The 25,036-nt window shown below is 39.7% G+C and carries 24 protein-coding genes; 12 read left to right on the top strand and 12 right to left on the bottom strand.

Annotated features, from left to right (window positions below; translation table 11 throughout):
- Positions 1 to 66 precede the first annotated feature (66 nt).
- From QM460_RS06455 to glmU, 4 genes are read right to left on the bottom strand one after another with little or no spacing between them, the layout of a single operon-like run.
- Positions 67 to 762 (bottom strand): 5'-methylthioadenosine/adenosylhomocysteine nucleosidase, encoded by a 696-nt coding sequence (locus tag QM460_RS06455; RefSeq protein ID WP_414289581.1) that lies wholly within the window; start codon positions 760 to 762, stop codon positions 67 to 69.
- Between the two features lie 10 nt (positions 763 to 772).
- Positions 773 to 1,084, bottom strand: a complete 312-nt coding sequence (gene macP, locus QM460_RS06450) for a cell wall synthase accessory phosphoprotein MacP (protein WP_060955683.1) — start codon at positions 1,082 to 1,084, stop codon at positions 773 to 775.
- Positions 1,077 to 1,640, bottom strand: coding sequence for an NUDIX hydrolase (locus QM460_RS06445; RefSeq protein WP_414289580.1), 564 nt, complete (start codon positions 1,638 to 1,640; stop codon positions 1,077 to 1,079). Before QM460_RS06445 ends, macP begins: the two co-directional genes overlap by 8 nt.
- Positions 1,641 to 1,649: 9 nt before the next feature.
- Positions 1,650 to 3,029, bottom strand: a complete 1,380-nt coding sequence (glmU, locus tag QM460_RS06440) for a bifunctional UDP-N-acetylglucosamine diphosphorylase/glucosamine-1-phosphate N-acetyltransferase GlmU (RefSeq protein WP_414289579.1) — start codon at positions 3,027 to 3,029, stop codon at positions 1,650 to 1,652.
- A gap of 156 nt (positions 3,030 to 3,185) precedes the next feature.
- Here glmU and QM460_RS06435 point away from each other — a divergent pair, with 156 nt between their 5' ends.
- From QM460_RS06435 to lysS, 5 genes are all read left to right on the top strand, one after another.
- A complete protein-coding gene (locus QM460_RS06435; RefSeq protein WP_414289578.1) occupies positions 3,186 to 3,986 on the top strand; it encodes a glycoside hydrolase family 25 protein in 801 nt (266 codons plus the stop codon).
- Between the two features lie 109 nt (positions 3,987 to 4,095).
- Positions 4,096 to 4,938 carry a DUF368 domain-containing protein gene (locus tag QM460_RS06430; RefSeq protein ID WP_414289577.1) on the top strand — a complete coding sequence of 281 codons (843 nt, stop codon included), beginning with the start codon at positions 4,096 to 4,098 and terminating at the stop codon, positions 4,936 to 4,938.
- Complete coding sequence (locus QM460_RS06425) at positions 4,938 to 5,423, top strand: aminoacyl-tRNA deacylase (protein ID WP_049526115.1); 486 nt, start codon at positions 4,938 to 4,940, stop codon at positions 5,421 to 5,423. Before QM460_RS06430 ends, QM460_RS06425 begins: the two co-directional genes overlap by 1 nt.
- The gene (locus tag QM460_RS06420; RefSeq protein ID WP_414289576.1) at positions 5,420 to 6,040 is read left to right on the top strand and encodes a histidine phosphatase family protein; all 621 of its coding nucleotides are present in this window, start codon (positions 5,420 to 5,422) and stop codon (positions 6,038 to 6,040) included. Before QM460_RS06425 ends, QM460_RS06420 begins: the two co-directional genes overlap by 4 nt.
- A 140-nt stretch (positions 6,041 to 6,180) precedes the next feature.
- A complete protein-coding gene (lysS, locus tag QM460_RS06415; protein ID WP_414289575.1) occupies positions 6,181 to 7,671 on the top strand; it encodes a lysine--tRNA ligase in 1,491 nt (496 codons plus the stop codon).
- A gap of 90 nt (positions 7,672 to 7,761) precedes the next feature.
- Here the strand turns inward: lysS and QM460_RS06410 are convergent, their stop codons facing one another.
- The 3 genes from QM460_RS06410 to QM460_RS06400 all read right to left on the bottom strand — a co-directional run bounded on the left by QM460_RS06410 (position 7,762) and on the right by QM460_RS06400 (position 12,259).
- Complete coding sequence (locus QM460_RS06410) at positions 7,762 to 9,432, bottom strand: formate--tetrahydrofolate ligase (protein ID WP_414289574.1); 1,671 nt, start codon at positions 9,430 to 9,432, stop codon at positions 7,762 to 7,764.
- A gap of 171 nt (positions 9,433 to 9,603) precedes the next feature.
- Positions 9,604 to 11,079, bottom strand: a complete 1,476-nt coding sequence (locus QM460_RS06405; RefSeq protein WP_414289573.1) for a hypothetical protein — start codon at positions 11,077 to 11,079, stop codon at positions 9,604 to 9,606.
- Entirely contained in the window at positions 11,060 to 12,259 is a 1,200-nt protein-coding gene (locus QM460_RS06400) for a hypothetical protein (RefSeq protein ID WP_414289572.1), read from the bottom strand. Before QM460_RS06400 ends, QM460_RS06405 begins: the two co-directional genes overlap by 20 nt.
- Before the next feature lie 141 nt (positions 12,260 to 12,400).
- Between QM460_RS06400 and QM460_RS06395 the strand changes: the two genes are divergently transcribed.
- Genes QM460_RS06395 through QM460_RS06385 form a run of 3 tightly spaced genes read left to right on the top strand, consistent with a single transcriptional unit; the run spans position 12,401 to position 14,200 of the window.
- Positions 12,401 to 13,090, top strand: coding sequence for a phosphopantothenate--cysteine ligase (locus tag QM460_RS06395; RefSeq protein ID WP_414289571.1), 690 nt, complete (start codon positions 12,401 to 12,403; stop codon positions 13,088 to 13,090).
- Between the two features lie 11 nt (positions 13,091 to 13,101).
- The gene (gene coaC / locus QM460_RS06390) at positions 13,102 to 13,653 is read left to right on the top strand and encodes a phosphopantothenoylcysteine decarboxylase (RefSeq protein ID WP_414289570.1); all 552 of its coding nucleotides are present in this window, start codon (positions 13,102 to 13,104) and stop codon (positions 13,651 to 13,653) included.
- Positions 13,637 to 14,200: an ECF transporter S component gene (locus QM460_RS06385; RefSeq protein WP_414289569.1), complete on the top strand. Its 564-nt coding sequence runs from the start codon at positions 13,637 to 13,639 to the stop codon at positions 14,198 to 14,200. Before coaC ends, QM460_RS06385 begins: the two co-directional genes overlap by 17 nt.
- A 192-nt stretch (positions 14,201 to 14,392) precedes the next feature.
- Here the strand turns inward: QM460_RS06385 and udk are convergent, their stop codons facing one another.
- The 3 genes from udk to QM460_RS06370 all read right to left on the bottom strand — a co-directional run bounded on the left by udk (position 14,393) and on the right by QM460_RS06370 (position 17,157).
- Complete coding sequence (gene udk / locus QM460_RS06380; protein WP_007555045.1) at positions 14,393 to 15,031, bottom strand: uridine kinase; 639 nt, start codon at positions 15,029 to 15,031, stop codon at positions 14,393 to 14,395.
- Between the two features lie 124 nt (positions 15,032 to 15,155).
- Entirely contained in the window at positions 15,156 to 16,889 is a 1,734-nt protein-coding gene (gene ptsP, locus QM460_RS06375; RefSeq protein ID WP_153225717.1) for a phosphoenolpyruvate--protein phosphotransferase, read from the bottom strand.
- A 4-nt stretch (positions 16,890 to 16,893) separates the two neighbouring features.
- Entirely contained in the window at positions 16,894 to 17,157 is a 264-nt protein-coding gene (locus tag QM460_RS06370; RefSeq protein ID WP_000146952.1) for a phosphocarrier protein HPr, read from the bottom strand.
- Between the two features lie 363 nt (positions 17,158 to 17,520).
- Here QM460_RS06370 and nrdH point away from each other — a divergent pair, with 363 nt between their 5' ends.
- The 4 genes from nrdH (at position 17,521) to QM460_RS06350 (ending at position 22,013) form a co-directional block, all read left to right on the top strand.
- Positions 17,521 to 17,739, top strand: coding sequence for a glutaredoxin-like protein NrdH (gene nrdH, locus QM460_RS06365; protein WP_000259242.1), 219 nt, complete (start codon positions 17,521 to 17,523; stop codon positions 17,737 to 17,739).
- A gap of 68 nt (positions 17,740 to 17,807) precedes the next feature.
- Positions 17,808 to 19,967 carry a class 1b ribonucleoside-diphosphate reductase subunit alpha gene (nrdE, locus tag QM460_RS06360; RefSeq protein ID WP_414289568.1) on the top strand — a complete coding sequence of 720 codons (2,160 nt, stop codon included), beginning with the start codon at positions 17,808 to 17,810 and terminating at the stop codon, positions 19,965 to 19,967.
- A gap of 188 nt (positions 19,968 to 20,155) precedes the next feature.
- On the top strand, positions 20,156 to 21,118 hold the full coding sequence (gene nrdF / locus QM460_RS06355) for a class 1b ribonucleoside-diphosphate reductase subunit beta (RefSeq protein ID WP_414289567.1): 963 nt from the start codon (positions 20,156 to 20,158) through the stop codon (positions 21,116 to 21,118).
- 127 nt (positions 21,119 to 21,245) lie between these two features.
- Positions 21,246 to 22,013, top strand: coding sequence for a DeoR/GlpR family DNA-binding transcription regulator (locus QM460_RS06350; protein ID WP_223140922.1), 768 nt, complete (start codon positions 21,246 to 21,248; stop codon positions 22,011 to 22,013).
- A gap of 198 nt (positions 22,014 to 22,211) precedes the next feature.
- On the opposite strand, the gene QM460_RS06345 is transcribed toward QM460_RS06350, so the two are convergent.
- Positions 22,212 to 22,382, bottom strand: a complete 171-nt coding sequence (locus QM460_RS06345; RefSeq protein WP_373093262.1) for an LPXTG cell wall anchor domain-containing protein — start codon at positions 22,380 to 22,382, stop codon at positions 22,212 to 22,214.
- 1,057 nt (positions 22,383 to 23,439) lie between these two features.
- Complete coding sequence (locus QM460_RS06340) at positions 23,440 to 23,724, bottom strand: hypothetical protein (RefSeq protein WP_414289623.1); 285 nt, start codon at positions 23,722 to 23,724, stop codon at positions 23,440 to 23,442.
- Positions 23,725 to 25,036 lie beyond the last annotated feature (1,312 nt).

Genomic DNA, 25,036 nt, shown 5'->3' with positions numbered 1-25,036 from the left:
TTCTGATTACTTTAGGAGATTAGACAAGAAAAGAACACTGGATGAGTGTTCTTCGTAATTCTTCTATTAGTCCTTTATAGACTGCAAAAGCGTCATTAGGGCTTGGGCAGAACGACGTCCTGCTTCTACGATAAATTCATCAAAGGAAACGGATGCTTCATGATTGGCATTGTCACTCATGGCACGAACGACTAAGAAAGGAAGGTTCAAAGCATAAGCTGCTTGAGCAATAGCTGCCCCTTCCATCTCTACGGCAAGAACTTGAGGGAAATACTCTTTTATCGCTTTGATTTTATCTTCTCCAGCAACAAAACTGTCTCCTGTCGCAATCAAACCTAAATGCCAAGTTTGGTCCAGTTTAGACAAACTCTCTTGAATCAAACTGATAAACTTTTTGTCTGATTCAAAATAGAGAGGCTGTTGAGCCATTTGACCGTAATCATAGCCAAAGGCAGTCACATCAACATCGTGGTAGGCAAGCTTGTCTGCAATCACTACATCCCCTACTGCGATTCCACTTGCCACTGCACCAGCAGAACCAGTATTAATCACTGCATCGACTTGAAAGTGATCCGCTAAGATAGCGACACTCATCGCAGACATGACTTTACCAATACCACTCTCTACAAGTACAAGCTCAACAGAACCAATCTTACCAGTATGATAGCTATTTCCCAGAACCTTTTCTTCACTGGCTTCGTCCAAGTGTTGAATCAAGTAAACTAGCTCTTCTGGCATAGCTGCAATAATTCCAATTTTCATGATAGACCCCTTAAATAAATCTCATTGCTAGAATCAACAAAATCAAGAGAAAAATAACTGCAAAAAGAATCTTGTTTAATTTAGAATTAAAGACATTTCTCTTAGTATTTTCAATCCGACGACTTTTGTGAATAGAAGGTTCAACTTCGATGGTCAGTGTATCCTGGCTAAAACCATGATCTCTGGTTCGCGAATAGCCAAAATTTTGCGAAGAAGTCGGTAAAATCTTAGTTTCCTCATCATCTAGCAAGGGAGGACCTGAGATGTCCTCTCCTCGATTGGCACGTTCGATCATTTCATCTGTTAATAAAGGTTTACCCATGGGTTCCTCCACTATTTATTTGTAATTCCCAGTACTGAATAGCCATGATGGTCTTAGCATCACAAATATCTCCAGACTGGATCAGTTCTTTAGCTTGGTCAAGACTGACCTCAAGTAACTCTAAAGTCTCATCTTCATCCTGAGGACGAGGATTTTCAACTTTTGTCAAATCACTTGCCAAGTAAAGTTTTAAGCGCTCGTTACAAAATCCAATCGCAGAGTAAAAATCATAGAGAAGGCTTAATTTACCAGTATAGGCTGCTTCTTCTTCTAATTCACGAAGTGCTGCAGCTTCTGGATCTGCATTTTCACCTACTTCAAGCTTACCTGCAGGAATTTCATAAGAGACTTTTTCAATTGCCTTGCGATATTGTTTAACAAGGACAATCTTATTTTCTGGAGTAACTGCAAGAACGCAAACTGCCCCATTGTGGAAAATCAAATCACGTTGCGCAGTACCTTTTCCAGAAGGTAGTTCAACCTGATCTTGAACTAGCTGAAAAATAGGTCCTTTATAAATTTCTTTACGACTAAGCGTCTTTTCTTCAAATTCCATCGTTAGCTCCTATTTATTGTTAGGATGGTGAGGGAGGCGAGTTGCATATTCGTCCTTATTAATTTGGCGACCTCGTCCAATAGCAATGGCATCAGCTGGAACATCCTTAGTAATGGTTGAACCTGCCCCAACAAGAGAGTTATCTCCGAGTTCTACTGGAGCAATGATGGTTGAATTTGAACCAACGAAAACATTGTTACCAATGGTTGTTTTAAACTTGTGTTGACCATCGTAATTTACAGTGATGGTTCCTGCACCGAAGTTGACATCACTACCAACTTCACAGTTACCAATATAAGTCAAATGACCAGCTTTTGTATTTTCACCGATGCTTGAACCTTTGACTTCAACAAAGTTCCCGATATGCACATCTTTCGCAAGGCTTGATCCTGGACGAATATGAGCATAAGGCCCAACTGTAACACCATCAGCAACCGTGCTTTCTTCAATCATCGAGTTTGTAATCACTGCCCCTGAACCGATAGTGCTATCAAAGATATAAGTTCCATTGGTCAAAACAGTTCCTGCACCAATCTTACTAGAACCTTTGAGGGTTACATTCGCTTCAATTTGAACTTCTGGAGCGATCTCAACATCAATGTCAATGTAAGTCGCTTCGGGATTCACAAAGCTAACTCCATTGACCATATGCGCTTGGTTAATACGACGACGCATGATGCCTTCAGCTGTCGCAAGGGCAACACGGTCATTAACTCCGAGACTTTCATCAAAGTCTTTCAGAGTATAGGCTCCGACTTTTTCTCCAGCTTCACGGAAAATGCCGATGACATCGGTAATGTAGTATTCGCCTTGGGCATTGTTGGTGTTGATATTCTTCAAAGCTTCAAAGAGACGAGCATTATCAAAGACATAGGTTCCTGTATTGATTTCCTTGATTTGTTTTTCAAAATCAGTCGCATCCTTCTGCTCCACGATACGAAGCACTTCAGCATTCTCATTACGAACAATACGCCCATAACCAAATGGATCTTCAGCTTCTGCAGTTAGGATTGTAGCTACGTTCTTGTGATTTACGTGAAAATCAATCAAGTTCTTTAGACTTTCACCAGTAATGAGTGGTGTATCACCAGCAATAACCAATGTTTGTCCAGAAAGACCTTCAAGAATTGGCTCTGCCATCATAACCGCATGACCAGTTCCTAATTGCTCAGACTGTCTTACAAAATCAGTTTGACCAGCTAAAACTTGCTCCACAAGTTCTGCCTTATGACCCACAACCGTTACTGTTTTTTCAGGATTGATGGCCCCTACGCTACGAAAAACATGCTCAAGCATTGAAATTCCTGCAACCTTGTGCATGACTTTTGGTAGATCTGATTTCATACGAGTACCTTTACCCGCTGCTAAAATAACTGCATAATTTGCCATATTTTTCTCTTTTCTATAGAAATTCCCTTATATTATATCATAAATTTGCTTTTTCAAACACAAAAGAGGGCAAATGCTTTAAAACATCGCATTCTCTAGATGATTTCGAGTATTTTTTTTTGATTTTTTTCACCATTTACGATACACTATAAAAGTATGAGAAAGAAAATAAATCCTGTTTTTATTTTTACTGTATTAGCTACTCTCGTGGGTATTTTAATCATCAATAGACCCAAGTTCGAAGACCATCCAGTCAAAACAAAGCAAAATCCAGTTCAAGTAGAAACTCAAGCTTTACATAATATCAACAAGCCGATTATTGATGTTTCTGGCTGGCAAAGACCATCAGAGATTAATTATGATACCTTAACTCAAAATATTTCAGGTGCGATCGTTCGGGTTCATAGTGGAGCTCAAGTTTCTGTAGAAAATGACGCTTCATTCAAAAATGGGGTTGATAAGGCTTATAAAGAACATATCACTGAATTCCAAAAACGAAATGTTCCAGTCGCTGTTTATGCCTATGTAGCTGGAAAAAATGTCGAAGAAATGGAAAAAGCTGCTGAAGCCTTTTATAACGCTGCTTCTCCCTATAATCCTAGCTACTATTGGTTGGATGTTGAAGACAAGACTATGTCTGACATGAACAAGGGTGTTGAGGCCTTTCGTGCTAAATTAGCTTCATTGGGTGCAAAAAATATTGGTATCTATGTTGGTGTTTACTTTATGGAGGAACATAGTATCAGCGTTGATAATTACTCGGCTATCTGGATACCTTCCTATGGAACCAACTCAGGTCACTATGAGAGTGCTCCAAAAACAGATCTTAGCTACGACCTTCACCAATACACTTCCCATGGAAATCTTGGTGGATTTGAACATCACCTCGATTTGAACCTTATTTCTTCATCAAAGAACAAGGAAGAAACCTTTAGAAAATTGTTTTTAAATCCTTAATCACTATCACAATAAGCAAGTCAGACATTGCTTTCTGCTTGCTTTTCTTTATTTTTCAGTATTAAATCACTTTTTTATCTATATAGTATATAAATCTCGGAGGACCTCTATGTTATCATGGCTATCAAAAATTATTAAAGGAATTGTAATCGTCCTAGGTTTCATTCTACCAGGGATTTCTGGTGGCGTTCTTGCCGCTATCTTGGGAATTTATGAGAGAATGATTCGTTTTCTTGCTCATCCTTTTAAGAATTTAAAAGAAGATGTGCTCTTTTTCCTTCCTGTCGGTATTGGGATGTTACTGGGCATCGGACTTTTCTCTTATCCAATTGAGTATCTTTTAGAAAATTATCAAGTTTATGTATTGTGGAGTTTTGCTGGAGCTATCATTGGTACCATCCCAAGTCTTGTCAAAGAATCAACTCGTGATTCTGATAGAGATAAGGTTGACCACATATGGTTTTGGGCAACCTTCATCATCTCAGGTCTTGCCCTCTACGCCTTGAATTTTGTAGTTGGTTCTCTATCTGCAAGCTTCCTTAACTTTACACTGGCTGGTTGTTTGTTGGCGCTTGGAATTTTGGTTCCAGGGCTTAGTCCTTCTAATCTTCTCTTGATTCTCGGCCTTTATGGCCCTATGTTAACAGGGTTCAAGACTTTTGATTTGTTAGGAACCTTCTTACCAATTGGGATTGGACTTCTTATCACTCTGATTATCTTTTCAAAATTCATGGACTACGCTCTTCGCCTATATCACTCACGTGTGTATCATTTTATCATTGGAATTGTACTATCAAGTACACTTTTGATCCTTATTCCAAACGCTGGCAATGCTGAAAGTATCAGTTACAGTGGTTTGTCACTTGTTTCATATGTACTGATTGCTTTCTTCTTTGCCCTAGGGATTTGGTTGGGAATCTGGATGAGTCAATTGGAGGATAAGTATAAATAATGGCAAAAAAAGTAAAAGTCAAGAAAACCTTGGTCCAACAAATTTTAACCAAGGCAGGAATAAACCATACGGGTATTCAAATTAATGCCTTGGAAGGTGAGATGCCTCAAGGTTATGAAAAGAGTCAGATTTTTAAGACTTTAGCACTTCTGGGGGATAAGACTGGACCCATTATCGGCATCCTTCCTATCACTGAACATCTTTCTGAAAAGAAACTGGCTAAGATTTCTGGTAATAAGAAAGTCAGCATGATTCCACAAAAAGACCTGGAAAAAACAACAGGCTATATCCACGGTGCCAATAATCCAGTTGGGATTCGTCAAAAACATAACTATCCTATCTTTATCGATCAAACTGCTATTAAACTGGAGGAAATGATTGTTTCCGCAGGGGAAGTAGGTCATAGTATCATTATAAACCCTCAAGATCTAGCAACCTTTGTTAAAGCTGAATTTGCAGATATCTTGGAGGCAAGTAACACATGAAATTCTATTTTATTCGTCACGGTAAAACACTTTGGAATCTTGAGGGACGTTTTCAAGGAGCAAGTGGTGACTCTCCACTCCTTGAGGAATCCATTGAGATCTTAAAAAAATTGGGGCAGTATCTCCAAGAAACTCCATTTGATGTGATTTATTCTAGTGATCTTCCTCGTGCTAAAACTTCTGCTCAAATTATCCAAAGTCAACTGAAAGTCAGTTGTCCTTTAGTAGAAATAGCCTCTCTAAGAGAATGGCAACTCGGGAAACTTGAAGGAGCAAAATTTGCAACCTTAGAAGCCATCTATCCCGAGCAATTAAAAGCTTTTCGTACCAATCTTGCTAAGTTTGATTCGACTTTGTTTGGTGCAGAGTCTGTTTATCAAATAACTCAGCGTACCACTCAATTTATCAAATCATTAGAATCCAAATCTTTTGAACATGTCATGATTGTTGGTCACGGAGCCAATCTTACAGCCAGTATTCGAACTCTTCTAGGATATGATACTCCGCTACTTAGAAAAGATGGCGGTTTAGCAAATGCTAGTGTGACTATTGTCGAAACAGAAGACTTTAAAAACTTTAACCTCTTAGTCTGGAACGACACTTCTTATCAGAATTAGAACAGAACTTAACAATCACAGTTAAGTTCTTTTTAGATTTTGTAGAATATCCGTGAATTTATTTGACTTTTATGATAAAATGGGAGTATCGCAAAAAAGACTCATCGTATCAAGAATTGAGTAAAAACTAGGAGGAAACCATGTCAACAGAACATATGGAAGAACTAAATGACCAGCAGATCGTTCGCCGTGAAAAAATGGCTGCGCTCCGCGAACAAGGAATCGATCCATTCGGTAAACGCTTTGAACGCACTGCTAACTCACAAGAATTAAAAGATAAATATGCTGACCTTGACAAAGAACAACTACACGATTTAAACGAGACTGCTACTATCGCTGGACGTTTGGTAACAAAGCGTGGTAAAGGTAAAGTTGGATTTGCCCACCTTCAAGACCGCGAAGGTCAAATTCAAATCTACGTTCGTAAAGATGCTGTAGGTGAAGAAAACTACGAAATCTTTAAGAAGGCTGACCTCGGAGACTTCCTCGGTGTTGAGGGTGAAGTGATGCGTACGGATATGGGAGAACTCTCTATCAAGGCGACTCACATTACACACTTGTCTAAGGCTCTTCGTCCACTTCCAGAGAAATTCCACGGTTTAACAGACGTTGAAACAATCTATCGTAAACGTTACCTTGACTTGATTTCTAACCGCGAAAGCTTCGAACGTTTTGTTACTCGTTCAAAAATCATCTCTGAAATCCGTCGTTACCTAGACCAAAAAGGATTCCTTGAAGTTGAAACACCAGTTCTTCACAACGAAGCTGGTGGTGCTGCTGCTCGCCCATTCATCACTCATCACAATGCTCAAAACATTGACATGGTGCTTCGTATCGCGACTGAGCTTCACTTGAAACGTCTTATCGTTGGTGGTATGGAGCGTGTTTATGAGATTGGTCGTATCTTCCGTAACGAAGGAATGGATGCTACACATAACCCTGAGTTTACTTCTATCGAAGTTTACCAAGCTTATGCAGACTTCCACGATATCATGGACTTGACTGAAGGCATTATTCAACACGCTGCTAAAGCTGTTAAAGGCGACGGTCCAGTTATCTATCAAGGAACTGAAATCAAGATCAATGAACCATTTAAACGTGTACACATGGTGGATGCAATCAAGGAAATTACAGGTGTTGATTTCTGGCAAGATATGACTTTCGAAGAAGCTAAAGCTATCGCAGCTGAAAAGAATGTTCCTGTTGAAAAACACTATACTGAAGTTGGACACATTATCAATGCCTTCTTTGAAGAGTACGTTGAAGAAACATTGATTCAACCAACATTTGTATACGGTCACCCAGTAGCTGTATCACCACTTGCTAAGAAAAATCCAGAAGATGAGCGCTTTACAGACCGCTTCGAGCTCTTCATCATGACTAAAGAATATGGTAATGCCTTTACTGAGCTCAACGACCCAATCGACCAGCTTAGCCGTTTTGAAGCTCAAGCTAAAGCCAAAGAACTTGGTGACGACGAAGCAACAGGCATTGACTACGACTACATCGAAGCACTTGAATACGGTATGCCACCAACAGGTGGTTTGGGAATTGGTATCGACCGTCTCTGCATGCTCCTCACAGATACTACAACTATCCGTGATGTATTGCTCTTCCCAACTATGAAATAAAAACTCAAATCTCCTAGTTATCTCTAGGAGATTTTTTTAATAATAACAAAAAGACAAACTCAATGTTGAGCTTGTCTTTAAATTTTCTTATTAGAATAATCCAAGAACTGTTCCATCACTTTCAACATCCATGTTGAGAGCTGCTGGGCGTTTTGGAAGTCCAGGCATGGTCATCACATCACCAGTAAGGGCAACGATGAAGCCTGCACCCAATTTTGGTACCAATTCGCGGATAGTAATCTCAAAGTTTTCAGGTGCTCCAAGTGCATTTGGATTGTCTGAGAAACTGTATTGAGTTTTTGCCATACAGATTGGCAATTTGTCCCAACCGTTTTGTACGATTTGTGCGATTTGAGTTTGAGCTTTCTTCTCGAAGTTTACTTTGCTTCCACGATAGATTTCAGTGACAATCTTTTCAATCTTTTCTTGAACAGAAAGGTCGTTGTCATACAAACGTGTATAGTTAGCTGGATTTTCGTCAATTGTTTTGACGAGAGTTTCAGCCAAAGCTACTCCTCCTTCAGCTCCATCAGCCCATACGCTAGCTAACTCAACCGGAACATCAATTGAAGCACAAAGTTCTTTCAAAGCTGCGATTTCAGCTTCTGTATCAGATACGAACTCGTTAATAGCAACAACTGCTGGAATACCAAACTTACGGATATTCTCAACGTGGCGTTTCAAATTAGCAAAACCAGCACGAACTGCTTCTACATTCTCTTCTGTCAATGCATCCTTAGCAACCCCACCATTCATCTTAAGAGCACGAAGTGTTGCAACAATCACTACTGCATCTGGTGAAGTTGGCAAATTTGGAGTTTTGATATCCAGGAATTTCTCAGCACCAAGGTCTGCACCAAAACCTGCTTCTGTCACTGTGTAATCTGCCAAGTGAAGGGCTGTAGTTGTAGCCAAGACAGAGTTACATCCGTGTGCGATATTGGCAAATGGGCCACCATGTACAAAGGCAGGTGTTCCATAGATGGTTTGAACCAAGTTCGGTTTGATAGCATCTTTCAAAATCAATGCCAAGGCACCTTCAACATGTAGATCACCCACTGAAACAGGTGTACGGTCATAACGGTAACCAATGACGATATTGGCCAAACGACGTTTCAAATCTTCAATATCAGTTGCCAAGCAAAGGATGGCCATGATCTCTGAAGCCACAGTGATGTCAAATCCATCTTCACGTGGAATACCGTTAAGAGGACCACCAAGGCCGACTGTTACGTGACGAAGAGCGCGATCGTTCAAGTCAACCACACGTTTCCAAAGAATACGACGTTGGTCGATTCCTAGCTCGTTTCCTTGGTGCAAGTGATTGTCAATCAAGGCAGAGAGAGCATTATTTGCAGTTGTAATAGCGTGCATATCTCCAGTAAAGTGAAGGTTGATGTCTTCCATTGGTAAAACTTGGGCATAACCACCACCAGCTGCACCACCTTTAATCCCCATGACTGGTCCAAGAGAAGGTTCTCGGATAGCAATCATGGTTTTCTTACCAATCTTATTCAAAGCATCAGCAAGTCCGATAGTGATAGTTGATTTTCCTTCACCAGCAGGTGTTGGGTTGATAGCTGTAACCAGGATCAATTTACCGACTGGATTACTTTCCACTTCACGAATCTTATCAAAGCTTAGTTTAGCCTTATATTTTCCATACAACTCCAAATCATCGTATGAAATACCAAGTTTCTCAACAACATCAACGATTGGTTTTAATTCGATACTTTGTGCAATTTCAATATCTGTTTTCATAACAAACTCCTCTACCTCAAATGTGTTAATTCATTATATCATAAAATAAGATTTTTAACAGTCATAAAGCTTGGTAACGTTCGTAAATATCACAACACTTCAGACTTTCTTGGCTTCTTTTTGAATTTTTATATGCCTTTATAGGTTTTAACTATAGTTGAAAGCTTTCTACTAACTCAGAAAGTAGCTATCAATTTCGGATAAATCATGTAGAATTTCGTCATCAGAAACTCCTATATACTCAGCTAATTCAATTGAATACTCAAAACGAAGACGTGTATTGATAGATAAATCAAAAGAGTAATCCTGTAATCGTCCTAGTTTATGATATTTATCCATAATATCATTAAAAATAATCTTGTATTTATCATCTAACTTTTTGATATGATTATCTAAGTTTTCCCTATAATCTTGAATTAATTCCTGTTCCCTATCACTTAAAATTCCTTTACCTAATTCCCAAATTATTGAACTAGTTATTGAACCTAACACAGCTCCCAAAACTGGAAAAGGAATCATTGTTTGCCCTACACAAGCACCAATTGTAGCAAATGAAGTATCCAAAGCGCTTATAGTAATAAGATTTATAAATTCTTCTTTAGTTATTTCAGATGTTCTAAATTGAGTAATAATATCGATCATTCCAAAAGTTGCTGTTACAAATGCACTTGCACTTGGTGCACTCATTTTAAAAACATTAGTGAGACCATAAATCGCGTAACCTGATATAGAACCTTTTACCGCACCTTCCACTGTTTCCAGTCCACAGTCTAACCAATCTGATTGCTCAAATTCAAAAATAGTTTTTCCTTCTTTGTATTTTCCATACACATTGAACATCAAAGCTAAACCACCCTGTAAAACAGCTGCGTTTCTTGCAATCTTATTGGCTTCTTTTATTCTTGGCAATGAATTTTTTTGTGCTACTAATCGTTTTTTATTTAATTCTTGTTGTTTTAGTCTGACAGTTTTACAAATATTCTTCTCCTCGGAATCTAAAATGGATTTTATTGAATTTCTTTGAGCATCATCATAATTTAGAACAGATGATTTCATCCAAGATTTATATGAAGTAAGTCCCTTATTTTCGGTAATATCATTGATCATTTGTCGTATATCGGTAATTTGTTTAATAGACAATCTTTTACCATTAAATTCAACTTCTTTGGCGCCAGCCATAATTTTTTCGTATACTAACACGTGATCTTTTGGAAACATCATTTTCATTTTTTTACTGTAATGAAATGATTGAGCTAGTTCATCACGTAAATTATTATAAAACTTCATTTGAATGGTATTTCTACCAATTAATAAATCGGCTGGTCCATTATCATTCAATACTTTTACAATAGGATTTAATCCTTCAAAAGCTCTTCTCGCATTCACAATTCCTGCTTCTGCAAATTCAGCAATAAAACCGTGACCGCCGTATTCACCTCCACGATTCTTTAGAATTACGTCTTCAATGTTATCTCTAGCATAGTTTAAGATTTTAGAGGCATTGTCCTTGTTTAAAATGACATGTCGAGCTTCATCCTCAATCATTTTCATAGCAATTTGTAAGTCTTGAATTCTCAAGTTGTTTAAACAATTGACATAAGCACCTATCCCTTGATAAAATGCTCTATTAACAGCCTGATTCATCATTTATTTTAATTTCCTTATTAATCATCGAAGTAAGTGAGAGGGTTGAATTTACTAAACTACCTGCTTGATACTTTTCATCATCAGTAAATAAGTTATAATCTTTTCCAATTAAAGAAAGATTAGCTAAGTAGATTCCCTCAGTTTGCTTTTCAATTAAATTAATTAATTCAGTAATTTCTATTATTGATTTTTCAGTTTGTCTAATTAATAACTCAATTTTCTTTTGTTCATCAAGCGCTTCTTTAGCTACTTCTTCATTTTTTTTATTAGCAAAAACACCTGCTCCGACAGACGCTGTTAACATTAAGCCAGCAATCCCCCAACCAACAGGGCCCGCCATGGCTAGAAAGGCATTTCCAGCAGCCACACCTCCTCCGCCTGCTGCTAGACTTCCTCCACCTAACCAAGCTAATGCCGCACTATTTGCTGCTGCACCTGTCAAACTAGAAATTGCTGTTCCTGTTGATGCGACACCAAAAGTAGTTGCAACTCCCATAGCTGCAGTAGGACCTAAAGTTGCGACTGTCACACCTAAAGCACTTAAAGAAGCTGTAGCTGCCGTACTACCGCTGGCTAATTCTGCTTCTTTGATTGCCTGAGTAATAGCTAACTGCTTATCTTCGAAATTCTGTATTTCAACAATTATTTCGTCTAATTTTGTTTCAAATTCTTTCGGTTTATTTGCTAATTTACTAATTCTTTCTTCAATTATTTTGACAACTTTGATCGCCTTGTCTCTACTTTTATAAAGCTCAGTCGATTTATTCGTTAAATCTGTAGCTTTTTCATTATATATTTGAATAGATTCATGGTAATTCTCAACGGCTTCGGACCTTAGTTTACCATTAAAAAGATCTATTGAATCAATTTGTGATTTTGCTTCCGTTGCAATTTTTCCAGCTTGATTGATTGTGCCAGTTGTCACCTCTGTTACTTGTTGAACAGTATCATTCGCTACTGTAGCAGCTTGACTTGAAACGTCTGAAACAACATTTCCTATCTTATTTGATACATCTCCTATTACTTTTACAGAATCTGATAATAAATCTCCTGTAACTTTCCCAGCGCTATCTAAAGCTTTTCCAGCTTCATTAAGTACGCTACTGGTTGTCTTACTAGCATCATCAATTACTTTACTAGCTTCTTTAACCATATTATCTGCAAACTTAAAAAAGTCCATAACGGCTTCCCCTTTTCATATATAACTAAAATAATTATCTTATATCTTAAATTAATTGTCAATAATAATATAGTTATAAAGTTTAGTTATATTTTATCGCTTTCATTTTACTTACTGTTCATTTTTTTGTACAATAGTTCTATGAAAATTTTAGTTACATCTGGTGGTACAAGCGAAGCCATTGATCGAGTTCGCTCCATTACCAACCACTCTACTGGTAGACTTGGTAAAGTTATAACTGAGACTTTACTAAAAGCTGGTCACCAAGTTTGTCTGATTACTACGCAACAAGCACTAAAACCAGAGATAGACCAGAATTTAACCATTATTGAAATTAAAAACACTTCCGATTTACTCCAAGAGATGAAACGGATTGTCCCTGATTATCAAGTCTTGATCCATTCAATGGCTGTTTCTGACTACAGCCCTGTTTACATGACTGGTCTTGACCAAGTTCAAGCAAGCCAAGATTTAAATGAATTTTTGCATAAGAAAAATATGGAAACAAAGATCTCCTCTAAGGATGAGGTGCAAGTCCTATTTCTCAAGAAAAATCCAAAGATCATCTCTCTTGTTAAAGAATGGAATCCAAGTATCCATCTCATTGGCTTTAAACTCCTTGTCGATGTTACTAAGGAGCATCTGATTCAAATCGCTAGAGAAAGTCTTGAAAAGAATCAAGCAGATTTGATTGTCGCTAATGACCTCACTCAGATTAATGCTGATCAACACCTGGCTTATCTAGTAGAGGAAAAAGACTATCAGATTGCTGCTAGCAAACAAGAAATTGCTAACTTTTTAGTGGAAAAAATTCAGGGATTTGATCGTTAGAAAGGAAAATTATGGCTCGTATTACACTCGCTGTGACAGGCTCTATCGCCTCTTACAAGGCTGCTGATTTGGTAAGTGGCTTGAAGAAACAAGGGTATTCTGTTACTGTACTTATGACCCAGGCTGCGACTGCCTTTATCCAACCTTTAACCCTTCAAGTCTTATCTCAAAATACCGTACATCTCGATCTTATGCAGGAACCTTATCCTGATAAAGTCAATCATATCGAGCTAGGAAAAGAAACAGACTTGTTTATCCTTGCTCCTGCAACCGCAAATACGATTGCGAAAGTCGCGCACGGTTTGGCTGATAATATGGTAACTGCTACAGCTCTTGCCTTGCCAAACTATGTTCCAAAACTAGTAGCACCTGCTATGAATACCAAAATGTATGACCATCCAGCAACTCAAACAAACTTAAAAACTTTAGAAACTTATGGTTATACAATTATTGCTCCAAAAGAGTCCCTACTGGCCTGTGGCGATGTAGGACGTGGTGCTCTTGCTGATCTTGATACTATTTTACAACAGATAAAGGAAAAACTTCATGAACAAACGCTCTAATATTGCTCCTATTGCTATCTTTTTTGCCAGCATGATTGTCATTCATTTGCTGAGCTCTATTGTCTTTAATGTCTTGCCATTTCCAATTAAACCAACCATTGTCCATATTCCAGTCATCATTGCTAGTATCATCTACGGACCACGGATTGGGGCCATCTTAGGTTTCTTGATGGGGATGATTAGCTTGACAGTCAATACAATCACAATTCTCCCAACCAGCTACCTTTTCTCTCCATTTGTACCAAACGGTAACATCTACTCCCTAGTTATTGCGATTATACCACGCATCCTTATTGGTTTAACTCCATACTTTGTCTATAAACTCCTCAAAAACAAGGCGGGGCTTATCTTCGCTGGAGCACTCGGTTCCCTCACAAATACTGTATTTGTACTAGGCGGAATCTTCTTCCTCTTTGGAAATGTTTTTGACGGAAATATCCAAAAACTATTAGCTACTGTTATCTCAACAAATTCTATCGCAGAACTCATAATCTCAGCAATACTTACCCTAGTTATTGTTCCGAGACTTGAAAAAATCAAAAAATAAGAGGTCGGGAGAATCCCGGCCTCGATTTTTATTTACCCCAAGTAACTGACTCTGTATTTAATTAAGATTACAGACTCCTAAAAGTCCCTTTGACGAAACTATCGAAAAACTTGATTGTAAAGACTCACCAATATGGGAAAAAGCTTCAATCTTGGAAAAATAATTACTTTCCCATAGCCTTTTATCTACTTATTATTGGGCTAGACGTGCTTCTTCTAAAATCTTTTCAATCTTTGTTGTCAGCAAATCGATAGCTACTGTGTTGGTTACTCCTTCTGGAATAACGATATCTGCATAACGCTTTGTTGGCTCAATAAATTGATGATACATGGGTTTTACCACACCAAGATACTGGTCAATAACGCTATCCAGGCTACGACCACGTTCTTCCATATCACGTTTAATACGGCGAATGATACGAACATCATCATCTGTATCTACGAAAATCTTGATATCCATCAAATCACGAAGTCGTTTGTCCTCCAAAACCAAGATTCCTTCTACGATAAAGACATCCTGAGGTTCTTGACGGTAGGTTTTAGAACTTCTAGTATGGGCAGCATAATCATAGGTAGGAATATCAACTGGACGACCTGCCAACAACTCTTTGATTTGCTCAATCATCAAATCAGTATCAAAAGCAAAAGGATGGTCATAGTTGGTCTTAATACGCTCTTCAAAGGTTAGATGAGATTGATCTTTATAGTAGGAATCATGCTCAATCATTGAGATTTTTTCATTTGGAAAATGCGACAAGATTGCTTTAGATACGCTTGTCTTTCCTCCTCCAGATCCACCTGTTACTCCGATAATGATTGGTCTATTTTGCATTGTAGCCTCCTTGTTTTTTCCCTTGTCTATTCTACCATATTTTTGATAAATTTTACAGATGGAGTTTTCTAGAAAATAGAAGAAAAAATCCTCATAGCTAGAAGCTACAAGGATTTGTAATTGATTAATCGAAGTTAACGTATTCTTTAGAAAGTTCAAGAACTTCTTCCATTGTTGAACATTCAGTAAGAGCACGGTTAGCGTATTCTTGCATTTTAGCAGTGTCGAGTTTCTTCATCAAGCTACGTGTACGAAGTACAGATGTTGCTGACATAGAGAACTCATCCAAGCCCATTCCGACAAGAAGTGGAACAGCTGTTTGGTCACCAGCCATTTCACCACACATACCAGCCCATTTACCTTCAGCGTGAGCTGCTTTGATAACGTTGTTGATCAAACGAAGGATTGATGGGTTGTATGGTTGGTAAAGGTATGAAACTTGTTCGTTCATACGGTCTGCCGCCATTGTGTATTGGATCAAGTCGTTTGTACCAATTGAGAAGAAGTCAACTTCTTTTGCAAATTGGTCTGCAAGCATAGCTGCTGCAGGAATTTCGATCATGATACCAACTTGAATATCATCCGCAACTGCAACACCTTCAGCAAGAAGGTTAGCTTTTTCTTCATCGAATACTGCTTTAGCTGCACGGAATTCTTTCAAAAGCGCAACCATTGGGAACATGATACGCAATTGACCGTGTACAGAAGCACGAAGAAGGGCACGGATTTGAGTGCGGAACATTGCATCTCCAGTTTCAGAGATAGAGATACGAAGAGCACGGAAACCAAGGAATGGGTTCATTTCATGTGGCATATCGAAGTAAGGAAGCTCCTTGTCACCACCGATATCCATTGTACGGACAACAACTGGTTTACCGTTCATTCCTTCAAGAACAGCCTTGTACGCTTCGTACTGTTCGTCTTCAGTTGGGAAGTCTTGAGAATCCATGTACAAGAACTCTGTACGGTAAAGACCTACAGCTTCTGCACCGTTCTCGTTAACACCTTCAACGTCTTTTGGAGTACCAATGTTGGCAGCCAATTCGAAGTGTTTACCGTCAGCAGTAACTGTTTGAGCATCTTTCAAGAGTGCCCACTCAGCTTTTTGTTGAGCGTAAGCTTCACCAGCTGCTTTAAATTCAGCTGCTTGTTCTTCAGTAGGGTTGATAATCACTTCACCTGTAATACCATTAACGGCAAGTAGGTCACCATCTTTAACGATTTCAGTGATGTTGTTTGTACCCAAAACTGCAGCGATTTCAAGTGTACGAGCCATGATAGCTGAGTGACTTGTACGACCACCAATGTTTGTTACAAAAGCTTTTACAAAGTTTTTGTCCAATTGAGCTGTATCAGATGGAGTCAAGTCGTGAGCAATCACGATCACTTCTTCATTGATAGAAGCTGGGTTTGGCAATTTTTTACCAAGGAGGTTAGCCAATACACGTTTTGTTACGTCGCGGATATCCGCTGCACGTTCTTGCATGTATGGGTTGTCTTCCATGCCTTCAAAGATTGTGATAAACATGTCTGTAACTTCTTTCAGACCTGCTTCTGCATTCACTTTCTTAGCACGGATAGTTTCTTTGATTTGACCGATCAATTCAGGGTCAGCAAGAACCATCAAGTGGGCGTCAAATACTTGTGCCGCTTCTTCACCAAGCGTACCTACAGCCTTCTCGCGGATAAGAGAAAGCTCGTTTTGAGAAGCTTCAAGAGCAACATCCAAACGAGCCTCTTCTGCATTTGTATCTTCGACTGTAACAGTCTCGAATGATAAATCCGGTTGAACGAGTAGATATGCTTTTGCAACTGCAACACCGTCAGATGCTGCGATTCCTTTAAGCATTTCTGTCATTTCCTTATGCCAATCCTTCTTTTTCCATTGTTTCTGAGATTGCAGCGATAGCGTCATCAGCGTCTGCACCTTCAGCAGTGATTGTAACGTCAGCACCTTGACCAACACCAAGGCTCATTACACCCATGATAGATTTAAGGTTAACTGATTTACCTTTGTACTCAAGAGTGATATCTGAAGCAAATTTGCTAGCAGTTTGTACCAACAATGTTGCTGGACGTGCGTGAATACCTGTTTCTGCCACTACGTGGAAATCTTTAGAAGCCATAGTTTGACTCTCCTTTAATAGTTTTCTTGTTGAGTTACATATCTGATAACCCTTACAATTTAGTATTATATCACCTTCATTGATATTTTTCAAGTATTTTATGGACTTTCTTCAATTTCCTTTCAGATAACTTGCTGAAAATCTTCTATTAAATTTAGCAAAACACAGTATGTAGTTTTTGTCGAGACACCTATAATGAAATCATTGCTTTTTCTGTAATTATTTTTCAATACTACACTATATATTGTGTTCGTTAGTAAAATCAGTAAAATAAGTACACAAGATTTAGTTTTAGAAAGTTGACAAAGTTTTTTTTTCTGATATACTAAGAAAGTAATAATTTTTTAAAGAGGAGTTACAGAAATGGTAACCGTATATTCTAAAAACAACTGTGTCCAATGTAAAATGACGAAACGTTTTTTAGACAGTAATAATGTTGAATATAAAGAAATCAATCTTGATGAACAACCTGAATACATTGATCAAGTAAAAGAGCTTGGCTTTAGTGCTGCTCCTATTATTCAGACACCAACAGAAGTTTTCTCTGGTTTCCAACCAGGTAAACTCAAACAACTTGCTTAAGAATCAGGACAAAAGCTTCTATGTCTACCTTAGAAGCCTTTCTTTTGTAATTAGATAAAGGATTTTTTATGGGATTAAAACAACTTGAAGATGTGACTTACTTTCGTCTTAATAATGAAATTAACCGTCCTGTTAATGGACAAATTATGCTTCACAAAGACAAGGAAGCTTTAGAAGCCTTCTTTAAAGAAAATGTTGTACCTAACACAATGGTTTTTGACTCAATAACGGATAAAATTAATTTCCTCATTGAGCATAACTACATTGAGACAGCATTTATCAAGAAATACCGTCCAGAATTTTTGGAAGAACTGCATCAATTTATCAAGGATCAGAACTTCCAATTTAAGTCTTTCATGGCTGCCTATAAATTCTATAATCAGTATGCTCTGAAAACTAATGACGGGGAGTACTATCTTGAAAGCATGGAAGACCGTGTCTTCTTTAATGCCCTATACTTCGCAGATGGTGATGAAGCGATTGCTATTGATATCGCTAATGAAATCATCCACCAACGTTATCAACCTGCTACTCCTTCTTTCTTGAATGCAGGTCGTGCTCGTCGTGGTGAGTTGGTATCTTGCTTCTTGATTCAGGTAACAGATGATATGAACTCTATCGGACGTTCTATCAACTCTGCTCTTCAACTTTCACGTATCGGTGGTGGTGTAGGAATTTCCCTCAGCAACCTTCGTGAAGCTGGAGCTCCTATCAAAGGCTATGAGGGGGCTGCTTCTGGTGTCGTACCTGTTATGAAGCTTTTCGAAGATAGCTTCTCTTACTCTAATCAACTTGGTCAACGTCAAGGTGCTGGGGTTGTTTACCTCAATGTCTTTCACCCAGATATCATCGCCTTCCTTTCAACTAAGAAGGAAAACGCCGATGAAAAAGTGCGTGTCAAGACCCTTTCACTTGGTGTTGTGGTTCCAGATAAATTCTACGAATTGGCTCGTAAAAATGAAGAAATGTACCTCTTCAGCCCTTACTCTGTAGAGCTTGAATACGGCGTGCCATTTAACTACATCGACATCACAGAAAAATACGATGAACTAGTTGCAAATCCAAACATCCGTAAGACAAAAATCAAGGCGCGTGATTTGGAAACTGAGATTTCTAAATTGCAACAAGAATCTGGTTATCCTTATGTGGTCAACATTGATACAGCCAACCGTGCAAATCCAGTTGATGGTAAGATTATCATGAGTAACTTGTGTTCAGAGATTCTTCAAGTCCAAGAACCAAGTCTTATCAACGATGCCCAAGAATTCCTTAAAATGGGGACTGACGTTTCATGTAACCTTGGTTCAACAAACGTTGTAAACATGATGACTTCACCTGACTTTGGTCGCTCTATCCGTGCAATGGTACGTGCCTTGACCTTCGTTACAGATAGTTCACACATCGTCGCAGTTCCTACTATCGACCACGGAAATAGTCAAGCTCATACCTTTGGCCTTGGAGCTATGGGACTTCACAGCTATCTTGCTCAACAATTGATCGAATACGGATCACCTGAGTCTGTTGAATTCACAAGCATCTACTTCATGCTTATGAACTACTGGACCTTGGTTGAGTCAAACAATATCGCACGTGAACGTGGTGTTACCTTCCACAACTTTGACAAATCAGACTATGCTAACGGAAGCTATTTTGATAAGTATTTAACTGGCGAATTCCTTCCGAAATCAGACCGTGTTAAAGAGCTCTTCAAAGATATCTTTATTCCTACTGCTGCTGACTGGGCTGAACTTCGTGATAAAGTTAAAGCAGATGGACTTTACCACCAAAACCGACTTGCTGTAGCGCCAAATGGTTCTATCAGCTACATCAACGATGTTTCTGCTTCTATTCACCCAATTACGCAACGTATCGAAGAACGTCAAGAGAAGAAAATTGGTAAGATCTACTATCCTGCTGCTGGTTTGTCAACAGAAACAATTCCTTACTACACTTCTGCTTATGACATGGATATGCGTAAGGTCATTGATGTTTATGCTGCTGCGACTGAGCACGTGGACCAAGGACTTTCACTCACACTCTTCATGCGTAGTGATATCCCAACAGGCCTTTACGAATGGAAGAAAGAAAACAAACAAACGACACGTGACTTGTCTATCCTTCGTAACTATGCCTTTAACAAGGGAATCAAGTCTATCTACTACGTCCGTACCTTTACTGATGATGGTGGAGAAGTCGGTGCCAACCAATGTGAAAGCTGTGTGATTTAATCTTTGCTTGAGGAAACTACATTTTCTTAGGCTATCGATTCATTTACCAAGCTAAGCTGGAATAAGCAGCTATACTATGAAATAACAAAAAGTCGGGCTTCCGACTTTTTGTGCGATACTCCTCTAGAATTATGATAAAATAGAGATAATTGTGAGTTCGCAATATTAAACACAGAAAGAGATTTCAAATGGAAACTTACTACAAAGCCATTAACTGGAATGCCATCGAAGATGTCATCGACAAATCAACTTGGGAAAAACTAACGGAGCAATTTTGGCTTGATACACGTATTCCCTTGTCAAATGACTTGGATGACTGGAGAAAGCTATCAAATGTAGAAAAAGACTTAGTAGGAAAAGTCTTTGGTGGTTTAACCCTTCTCGACACTATGCAATCTGAAACTGGGGTTCAAGCCCTCCGCGCAGACATCCGTACACCGCACGAGGAAGCTGTTTTCAATAACATTCAATTTATGGAATCTGTTCATGCTAAGTCTTACTCTTCTATCTTCTCAACCTTAAATACCAAGTCTGAAATTGAAGAAATTTTTGAATGGACTAATACCAATCCATATCTTCAGAAAAAAGCTGAGATTATCAATGAAATCTACCTAAACGGAACTCCTCTTGAAAAGAAAGTAGCTAGTGTTTTCCTTGAAACCTTCCTCTTCTACTCTGGCTTCTTTACACCACTCTACTATCTTGGAAACAACAAGTTGGCCAACGTGGCAGAAATTATCAAATTGATTATTCGTGACGAGTCTGTACACGGAACCTACATCGGCTACAAATTCCAACTTGGTTTCAATGAATTGCCAGAAGATGATCAAGAAAAACTCAAAGAATGGATGTACGACCTTCTCTATACTCTTTATGAGAATGAAGAAGGCTATACAGAGAGCCTCTATGACGAAGTCGGATGGACCGAAGAGGTTAAAACCTTCCTTCGCTACAATGCAAATAAGGCTCTTATGAATTTGGGGCAAGATCCACTCTTCCCTGACTCAGCTGACGATGTCAACCCTATCGTTATGAATGGGATTTCAACTGGTACATCAAACCACGACTTCTTCTCTCAAGTTGGTAATGGTTATCTACTTGGTGAAGTTGAAGCTATGCAGGATGATGACTATAACTATGGACTAAATTAATACCTAACCTAAAAAACATCTAAGTTTATTTATAAACTAGATGTTTTTTTTTGTTTATTTTTGTTTTCTTTAAGTTGCTTAGCTGTTTAAAATATGATAAAATAATATTAGATTTGGGGGTGGTTCAATGCTGAAGCAAGAAAAATTAGATACTATTTTAGAAATTGTAAATACAAAAGGAACTATCACTGTTAAAGAGATTATGAATCGCCTTGATATTTCCGATATGACAGCTAGACGATATTTACAAGAGTTAGCAGATAAGGATTTGCTAGTTCGAGTTCATGGCGGTGCTGAAAAACTTCGAACAGGTTCCTTATTAAATAATGAGCGTTCTAACGTTGAAAAACAAGGACTACAAACAGCAGAAAAACAAGAAATTGCTCGCTTTGCAGGTCACTTAGTTGAAGAAAGAGAAACTATTTTCATTGGTCCAGGTACCACATTAGAATTCTTTGCGCGTGAACTTCCTATAGATAACATTCGAGTTGTTACCAATAGTTTGCCTGTATTTCTCATTCTAAATGAGCGTAAGCTAACTGATCTCATTCTAATCGGTGGTAATTATCGTTCAATTACAGGAGCTTTTGTCGGTACTCTCACTCTTCAAGATATCGCTAGTTTGCAATTTTCAAAAGCCTTCGTTAGTTGTAATGGTATCAAGGATCATGCTATCGCTACCTTTAGTGAAGACGAAGGTGAAGCACAGAAATTAGCACTAGAAAACGCCAATAAAAAATATCTCCTAGCTGACCATAGCAAATTTGATAAGTTTGATTTCTTTACATTTTACAACATTTCAGATATCGATACTATTATCACTGATTCTAAATTAAGTGACGAAACACTCCTATCCCTATCTAAACAAACTAAAATTATCAAGTCTAAACCTTAAACTTTACAACTAGTCATAGAATTTAGTAGCTACTACTAATTCCATGGCTAGTTTTTTATTTTGCAAAAATTATAAAAAGTTCTCGAAATGTTTATAGATATTTCCAAAGCAAAAATATAATAGAACGAAAAAAACCTGAAAGTTATATCTTTCAGGTTTTTTGATCGGAATAATCAACTAATAGAATGGTTAGAAGACTTATTCTTCATCATCACGCTTACGACGTTTAGCCACTAATCCTAATCCAGTTAGACCTGCTACAACTCCAAGGAGAGCATTTGCAGCTGAAGCTGTTTCACCAGTATTTGGTAATTGCTTACGGGCCTTAGTGGTATCAGTTTGAGGAGCTAGACTTGTTGAATGAATCATAGATGCACTTGTTGATGCAGACTCAGATGCTGATGTGCTTGCTGACTCTGATGCGCTTGTGCTTGCTGATTCAGAAGCTGATGTGCTTGCTGACGTGCTTGCGCTTGTTGAAGCGGATGTACTTGCCGATGTGCTTGCACTTGTTGATGCCGATGTACTTGCTGACGTGCTTGCACTTGTTGAAGCGGACGTGCTTGCCGATGTGCTTGCACTTGTTGAAGCTGATGTACTTGCTGAGGTGCTTGCGCTCGTTGAGGCCGACGTACTTGCTGACGTGCTTGCGCTTGTTGAAGCTGACGTGCTAGCCGATGTGCTTGCTGATGTGCTTGCGCTCGTTGATGCGGATGTGCTTGCTGACGTACTTGCACTTGTTGATGCCGATGTGCTTGCTGACGTACTTGCGCTCGTTGATGCCGATGTGCTTGCTGACGTACTTGCGCTCGTTGATGCCGATGTGCTTGCTGACGTGCTTGCACTTGTTGAAGCTGACGTGCTAGCAGATGTGCTTGCGCTCGTTGATGCCGATGTGCTTGCTGACGTACTTGCACTTGTTGAAGCCGATGTGCTTGCCGACGTACTTGCGCTCGTTGATGCCGATGTGCTTGCTGACGTGCTTACACTTGTTGAAGCTGACGTGCTTGCCGATGTGCTTGCGCTTGTTGAAGCCGACGTACTTGCTGAGGTGCTTGCACTTGTTGAAGCCGATGTGCTTGCCGACGTACTTGCGCTCGTTGATGCCGATGTGCTTGCTGACGTGCTTACACTTGTTGAAGCTGACGTGCTAGCCGATGTGCTTGCGCTTGTTGAAGCCGACGTACTTGCTAAGGTGCTTGCACTTGTTGAAGCGGATGTACTTGCTGACGTGCTTGCGCTGGTTGAGGCTGACGTGCTTGCACTTGTTGAGGCTGACGTACTTGCCGATGTGCTTGCACTTGTTGATGCCGATGTACTTGCTGACGTGCTTGCGCTCGTTGATGCCGATGTGCTTGCTGAAGTACTTGCACTTGTTGAAGCGGATGTACTTGCTGAAGTACTTGCACTCGTTGATGCCGACGTGCTAGCCGATGTACTTGCGCTCGTTGATGCCGACGTACTTGCTGATGTGCTCGCACTTGTTGATGCTGACGTACTTGCTGATGTGCTTGCGCTCGTTGATGCCGATGTGCTTGCTGAAGTACTTGCACTTGTTGATGCAGACGTACTTGCTGACGTGCTTGCACTTGTTGATGCGGACGTACTTGCTGATGTGCTCGCACTTGTTGAAGCTGACGTACTTGCTGAGGTGCTTGCGCTCGTTGATGCTGATGTGCTTGCTGACGTACTTGCGCTCGTTGATGCCGATGTGCTTGCTGACGTACTTGCTGAGGTGCTTGCACTTGTTGAAGCGGATGTACTTGCTGAAGTACTTTCACTCGTTGATGCCGACGTGCTAGCCGATGTACTTGCGCTCGTTGATGCCGACGTGCTTGCTGAAGTACTTGCACTTGTTGATGCCGATGTACTTGCTGACGTGCTTGCGCTCGTTGATGCCGACGTACTTGCTGATGTGCTTGCTGACGTACTTGCACTTGTTGATGCGGACGTACTTGCTGACGTGCTTGCACTTGTTGATGCCGATGTGCTTGCACTTGTTGATGCTGACGTACTTGCCGATGTGCTTGCACTTGTTGATGCTGACGTACTTGCTGACGTGCTTGCACTTGTTGATGCCGATGTGCTTGCACTTGTTGATGCTGACGTACTTGCCGATGTGCTTGCACTTGTTGATGCTGACGTACTTGCTGAGGTGCTTGCACTTGTTGATGCGGATGTACTTGCTGAGGTGCTTGCACTTGTTGATGCTGACGTACTTGCACTTGTTGATGCCGACGTGCTTGCTGACGTGCTTGCGCTCGTTGATGCCGATGTGCTTGCTGAAGTACTTGCACTTGTTGATGCGGATGTACTTGCTGATGTGCTTGCACTTGTTGAAGCGGATGTACTTGCTGACGTGCTTGCTGAGGTGCTTGCACTTGTTGAGGCTGACGTACTTGCCGATGTGCTTGCACTTGTTGATGCCGATGTACTTGCTGACGTGCTTGCGCTCGTTGATGCCGATGTGCTTGCTGAAGTACTTGCACTTGTTGAAGCGGATGTACTTGCTGACGTACTTGCTGATGTGCTTGCACTTGTTGAAGCGGATGTGCTTGCTGATGTACTTGCTGATGTACTTGCTGATGTACTTGCTGATGTACTTGCCGACGTACTTGCACTTGTTGAGGCCGACGTACTTGCCGATGTGCTTGCACTTGTTGAAGCTGATGTACTTGCTGACGTGCTTGCACTTGTTGAGGCTGATGTACTTGCTGACGTACTTGCTGATGTGCTAGCCGATGTGCTTGCGCTCGTTGATGCTGATGTACTTGCTGAAGTGCTTGCACTTGTTGAGGCTGATGTACTTGCTGAAGTGCTTGCACTTGTTGAGGCTGATGTACTTGCTGACGTACTTGCACTTGTTGAGGCTGACGTACTTGCTGATGTGCTAGCCGATGTGCTTGCGCTCGTTGATGCTGATGTACTTGCTGAAGTGCTTGCACTTGTTGAAGCTGAAGTGCTAGCCGATGTACTTGCACTTGTTGAAGCCGACGTACTTGCTGATGTGCTTGCGCTCGTTG

Origin of the sequence: Streptococcus infantis (assembly GCF_047464415.1) — a bacterium.
Taxonomy (GTDB): Bacteria; Bacillota; Bacilli; order Lactobacillales; family Streptococcaceae; genus Streptococcus; species Streptococcus infantis_AE.
Note: the sequence above shows the minus strand (reverse complement) of the source record. Positions and strands in the feature narration are given on the sequence as shown.

Coding starts and splice junctions, on each gene's coding strand:
- coaC (WP_414289570.1), top strand. CDS start 13,102: ATGGCTCGTATTACACTCGCTGTGACAGGCTCTATCGCCTCTTACAAG.
- QM460_RS06425 (WP_049526115.1), top strand. CDS start 4,938: ATGGCAAAAAAAGTAAAAGTCAAGAAAACCTTGGTCCAACAAATTTTA.
- lysS (WP_414289575.1), top strand. CDS start 6,181: ATGTCAACAGAACATATGGAAGAACTAAATGACCAGCAGATCGTTCGC.
- QM460_RS06430 (WP_414289577.1), top strand. CDS start 4,096: ATGTTATCATGGCTATCAAAAATTATTAAAGGAATTGTAATCGTCCTA.
- QM460_RS06385 (WP_414289569.1), top strand. CDS start 13,637: ATGAACAAACGCTCTAATATTGCTCCTATTGCTATCTTTTTTGCCAGC.
- QM460_RS06395 (WP_414289571.1), top strand. CDS start 12,401: ATGAAAATTTTAGTTACATCTGGTGGTACAAGCGAAGCCATTGATCGA.
- ptsP (WP_153225717.1), bottom strand. CDS start 16,889: ATGACAGAAATGCTTAAAGGAATCGCAGCATCTGACGGTGTTGCAGTT.
- QM460_RS06445 (WP_414289580.1), bottom strand. CDS start 1,640: ATGGAATTTGAAGAAAAGACGCTTAGTCGTAAAGAAATTTATAAAGGA.
- QM460_RS06455 (WP_414289581.1), bottom strand. CDS start 762: ATGAAAATTGGAATTATTGCAGCTATGCCAGAAGAGCTAGTTTACTTG.
- nrdF (WP_414289567.1), top strand. CDS start 20,156: ATGGAAACTTACTACAAAGCCATTAACTGGAATGCCATCGAAGATGTC.
- QM460_RS06420 (WP_414289576.1), top strand. CDS start 5,420: ATGAAATTCTATTTTATTCGTCACGGTAAAACACTTTGGAATCTTGAG.
- QM460_RS06345 (WP_373093262.1), bottom strand. CDS start 22,382: ATGATTCATTCAACAAGTCTAGCTCCTCAAACTGATACCACTAAGGCC.
- udk (WP_007555045.1), bottom strand. CDS start 15,031: ATGCAAAATAGACCAATCATTATCGGAGTAACAGGTGGATCTGGAGGA.
- QM460_RS06400 (WP_414289572.1), bottom strand. CDS start 12,259: ATGGACTTTTTTAAGTTTGCAGATAATATGGTTAAAGAAGCTAGTAAA.
- QM460_RS06405 (WP_414289573.1), bottom strand. CDS start 11,079: ATGATGAATCAGGCTGTTAATAGAGCATTTTATCAAGGGATAGGTGCT.
- QM460_RS06370 (WP_000146952.1), bottom strand. CDS start 17,157: ATGGCTTCTAAAGATTTCCACGTAGTGGCAGAAACAGGTATTCACGCA.
- nrdE (WP_414289568.1), top strand. CDS start 17,808: ATGGGATTAAAACAACTTGAAGATGTGACTTACTTTCGTCTTAATAAT.
- QM460_RS06350 (WP_223140922.1), top strand. CDS start 21,246: ATGCTGAAGCAAGAAAAATTAGATACTATTTTAGAAATTGTAAATACA.
- glmU (WP_414289579.1), bottom strand. CDS start 3,029: ATGGCAAATTATGCAGTTATTTTAGCAGCGGGTAAAGGTACTCGTATG.
- QM460_RS06435 (WP_414289578.1), top strand. CDS start 3,186: ATGAGAAAGAAAATAAATCCTGTTTTTATTTTTACTGTATTAGCTACT.
- macP (WP_060955683.1), bottom strand. CDS start 1,084: ATGGGTAAACCTTTATTAACAGATGAAATGATCGAACGTGCCAATCGA.
- QM460_RS06410 (WP_414289574.1), bottom strand. CDS start 9,432: ATGAAAACAGATATTGAAATTGCACAAAGTATCGAATTAAAACCAATC.
- nrdH (WP_000259242.1), top strand. CDS start 17,521: ATGGTAACCGTATATTCTAAAAACAACTGTGTCCAATGTAAAATGACG.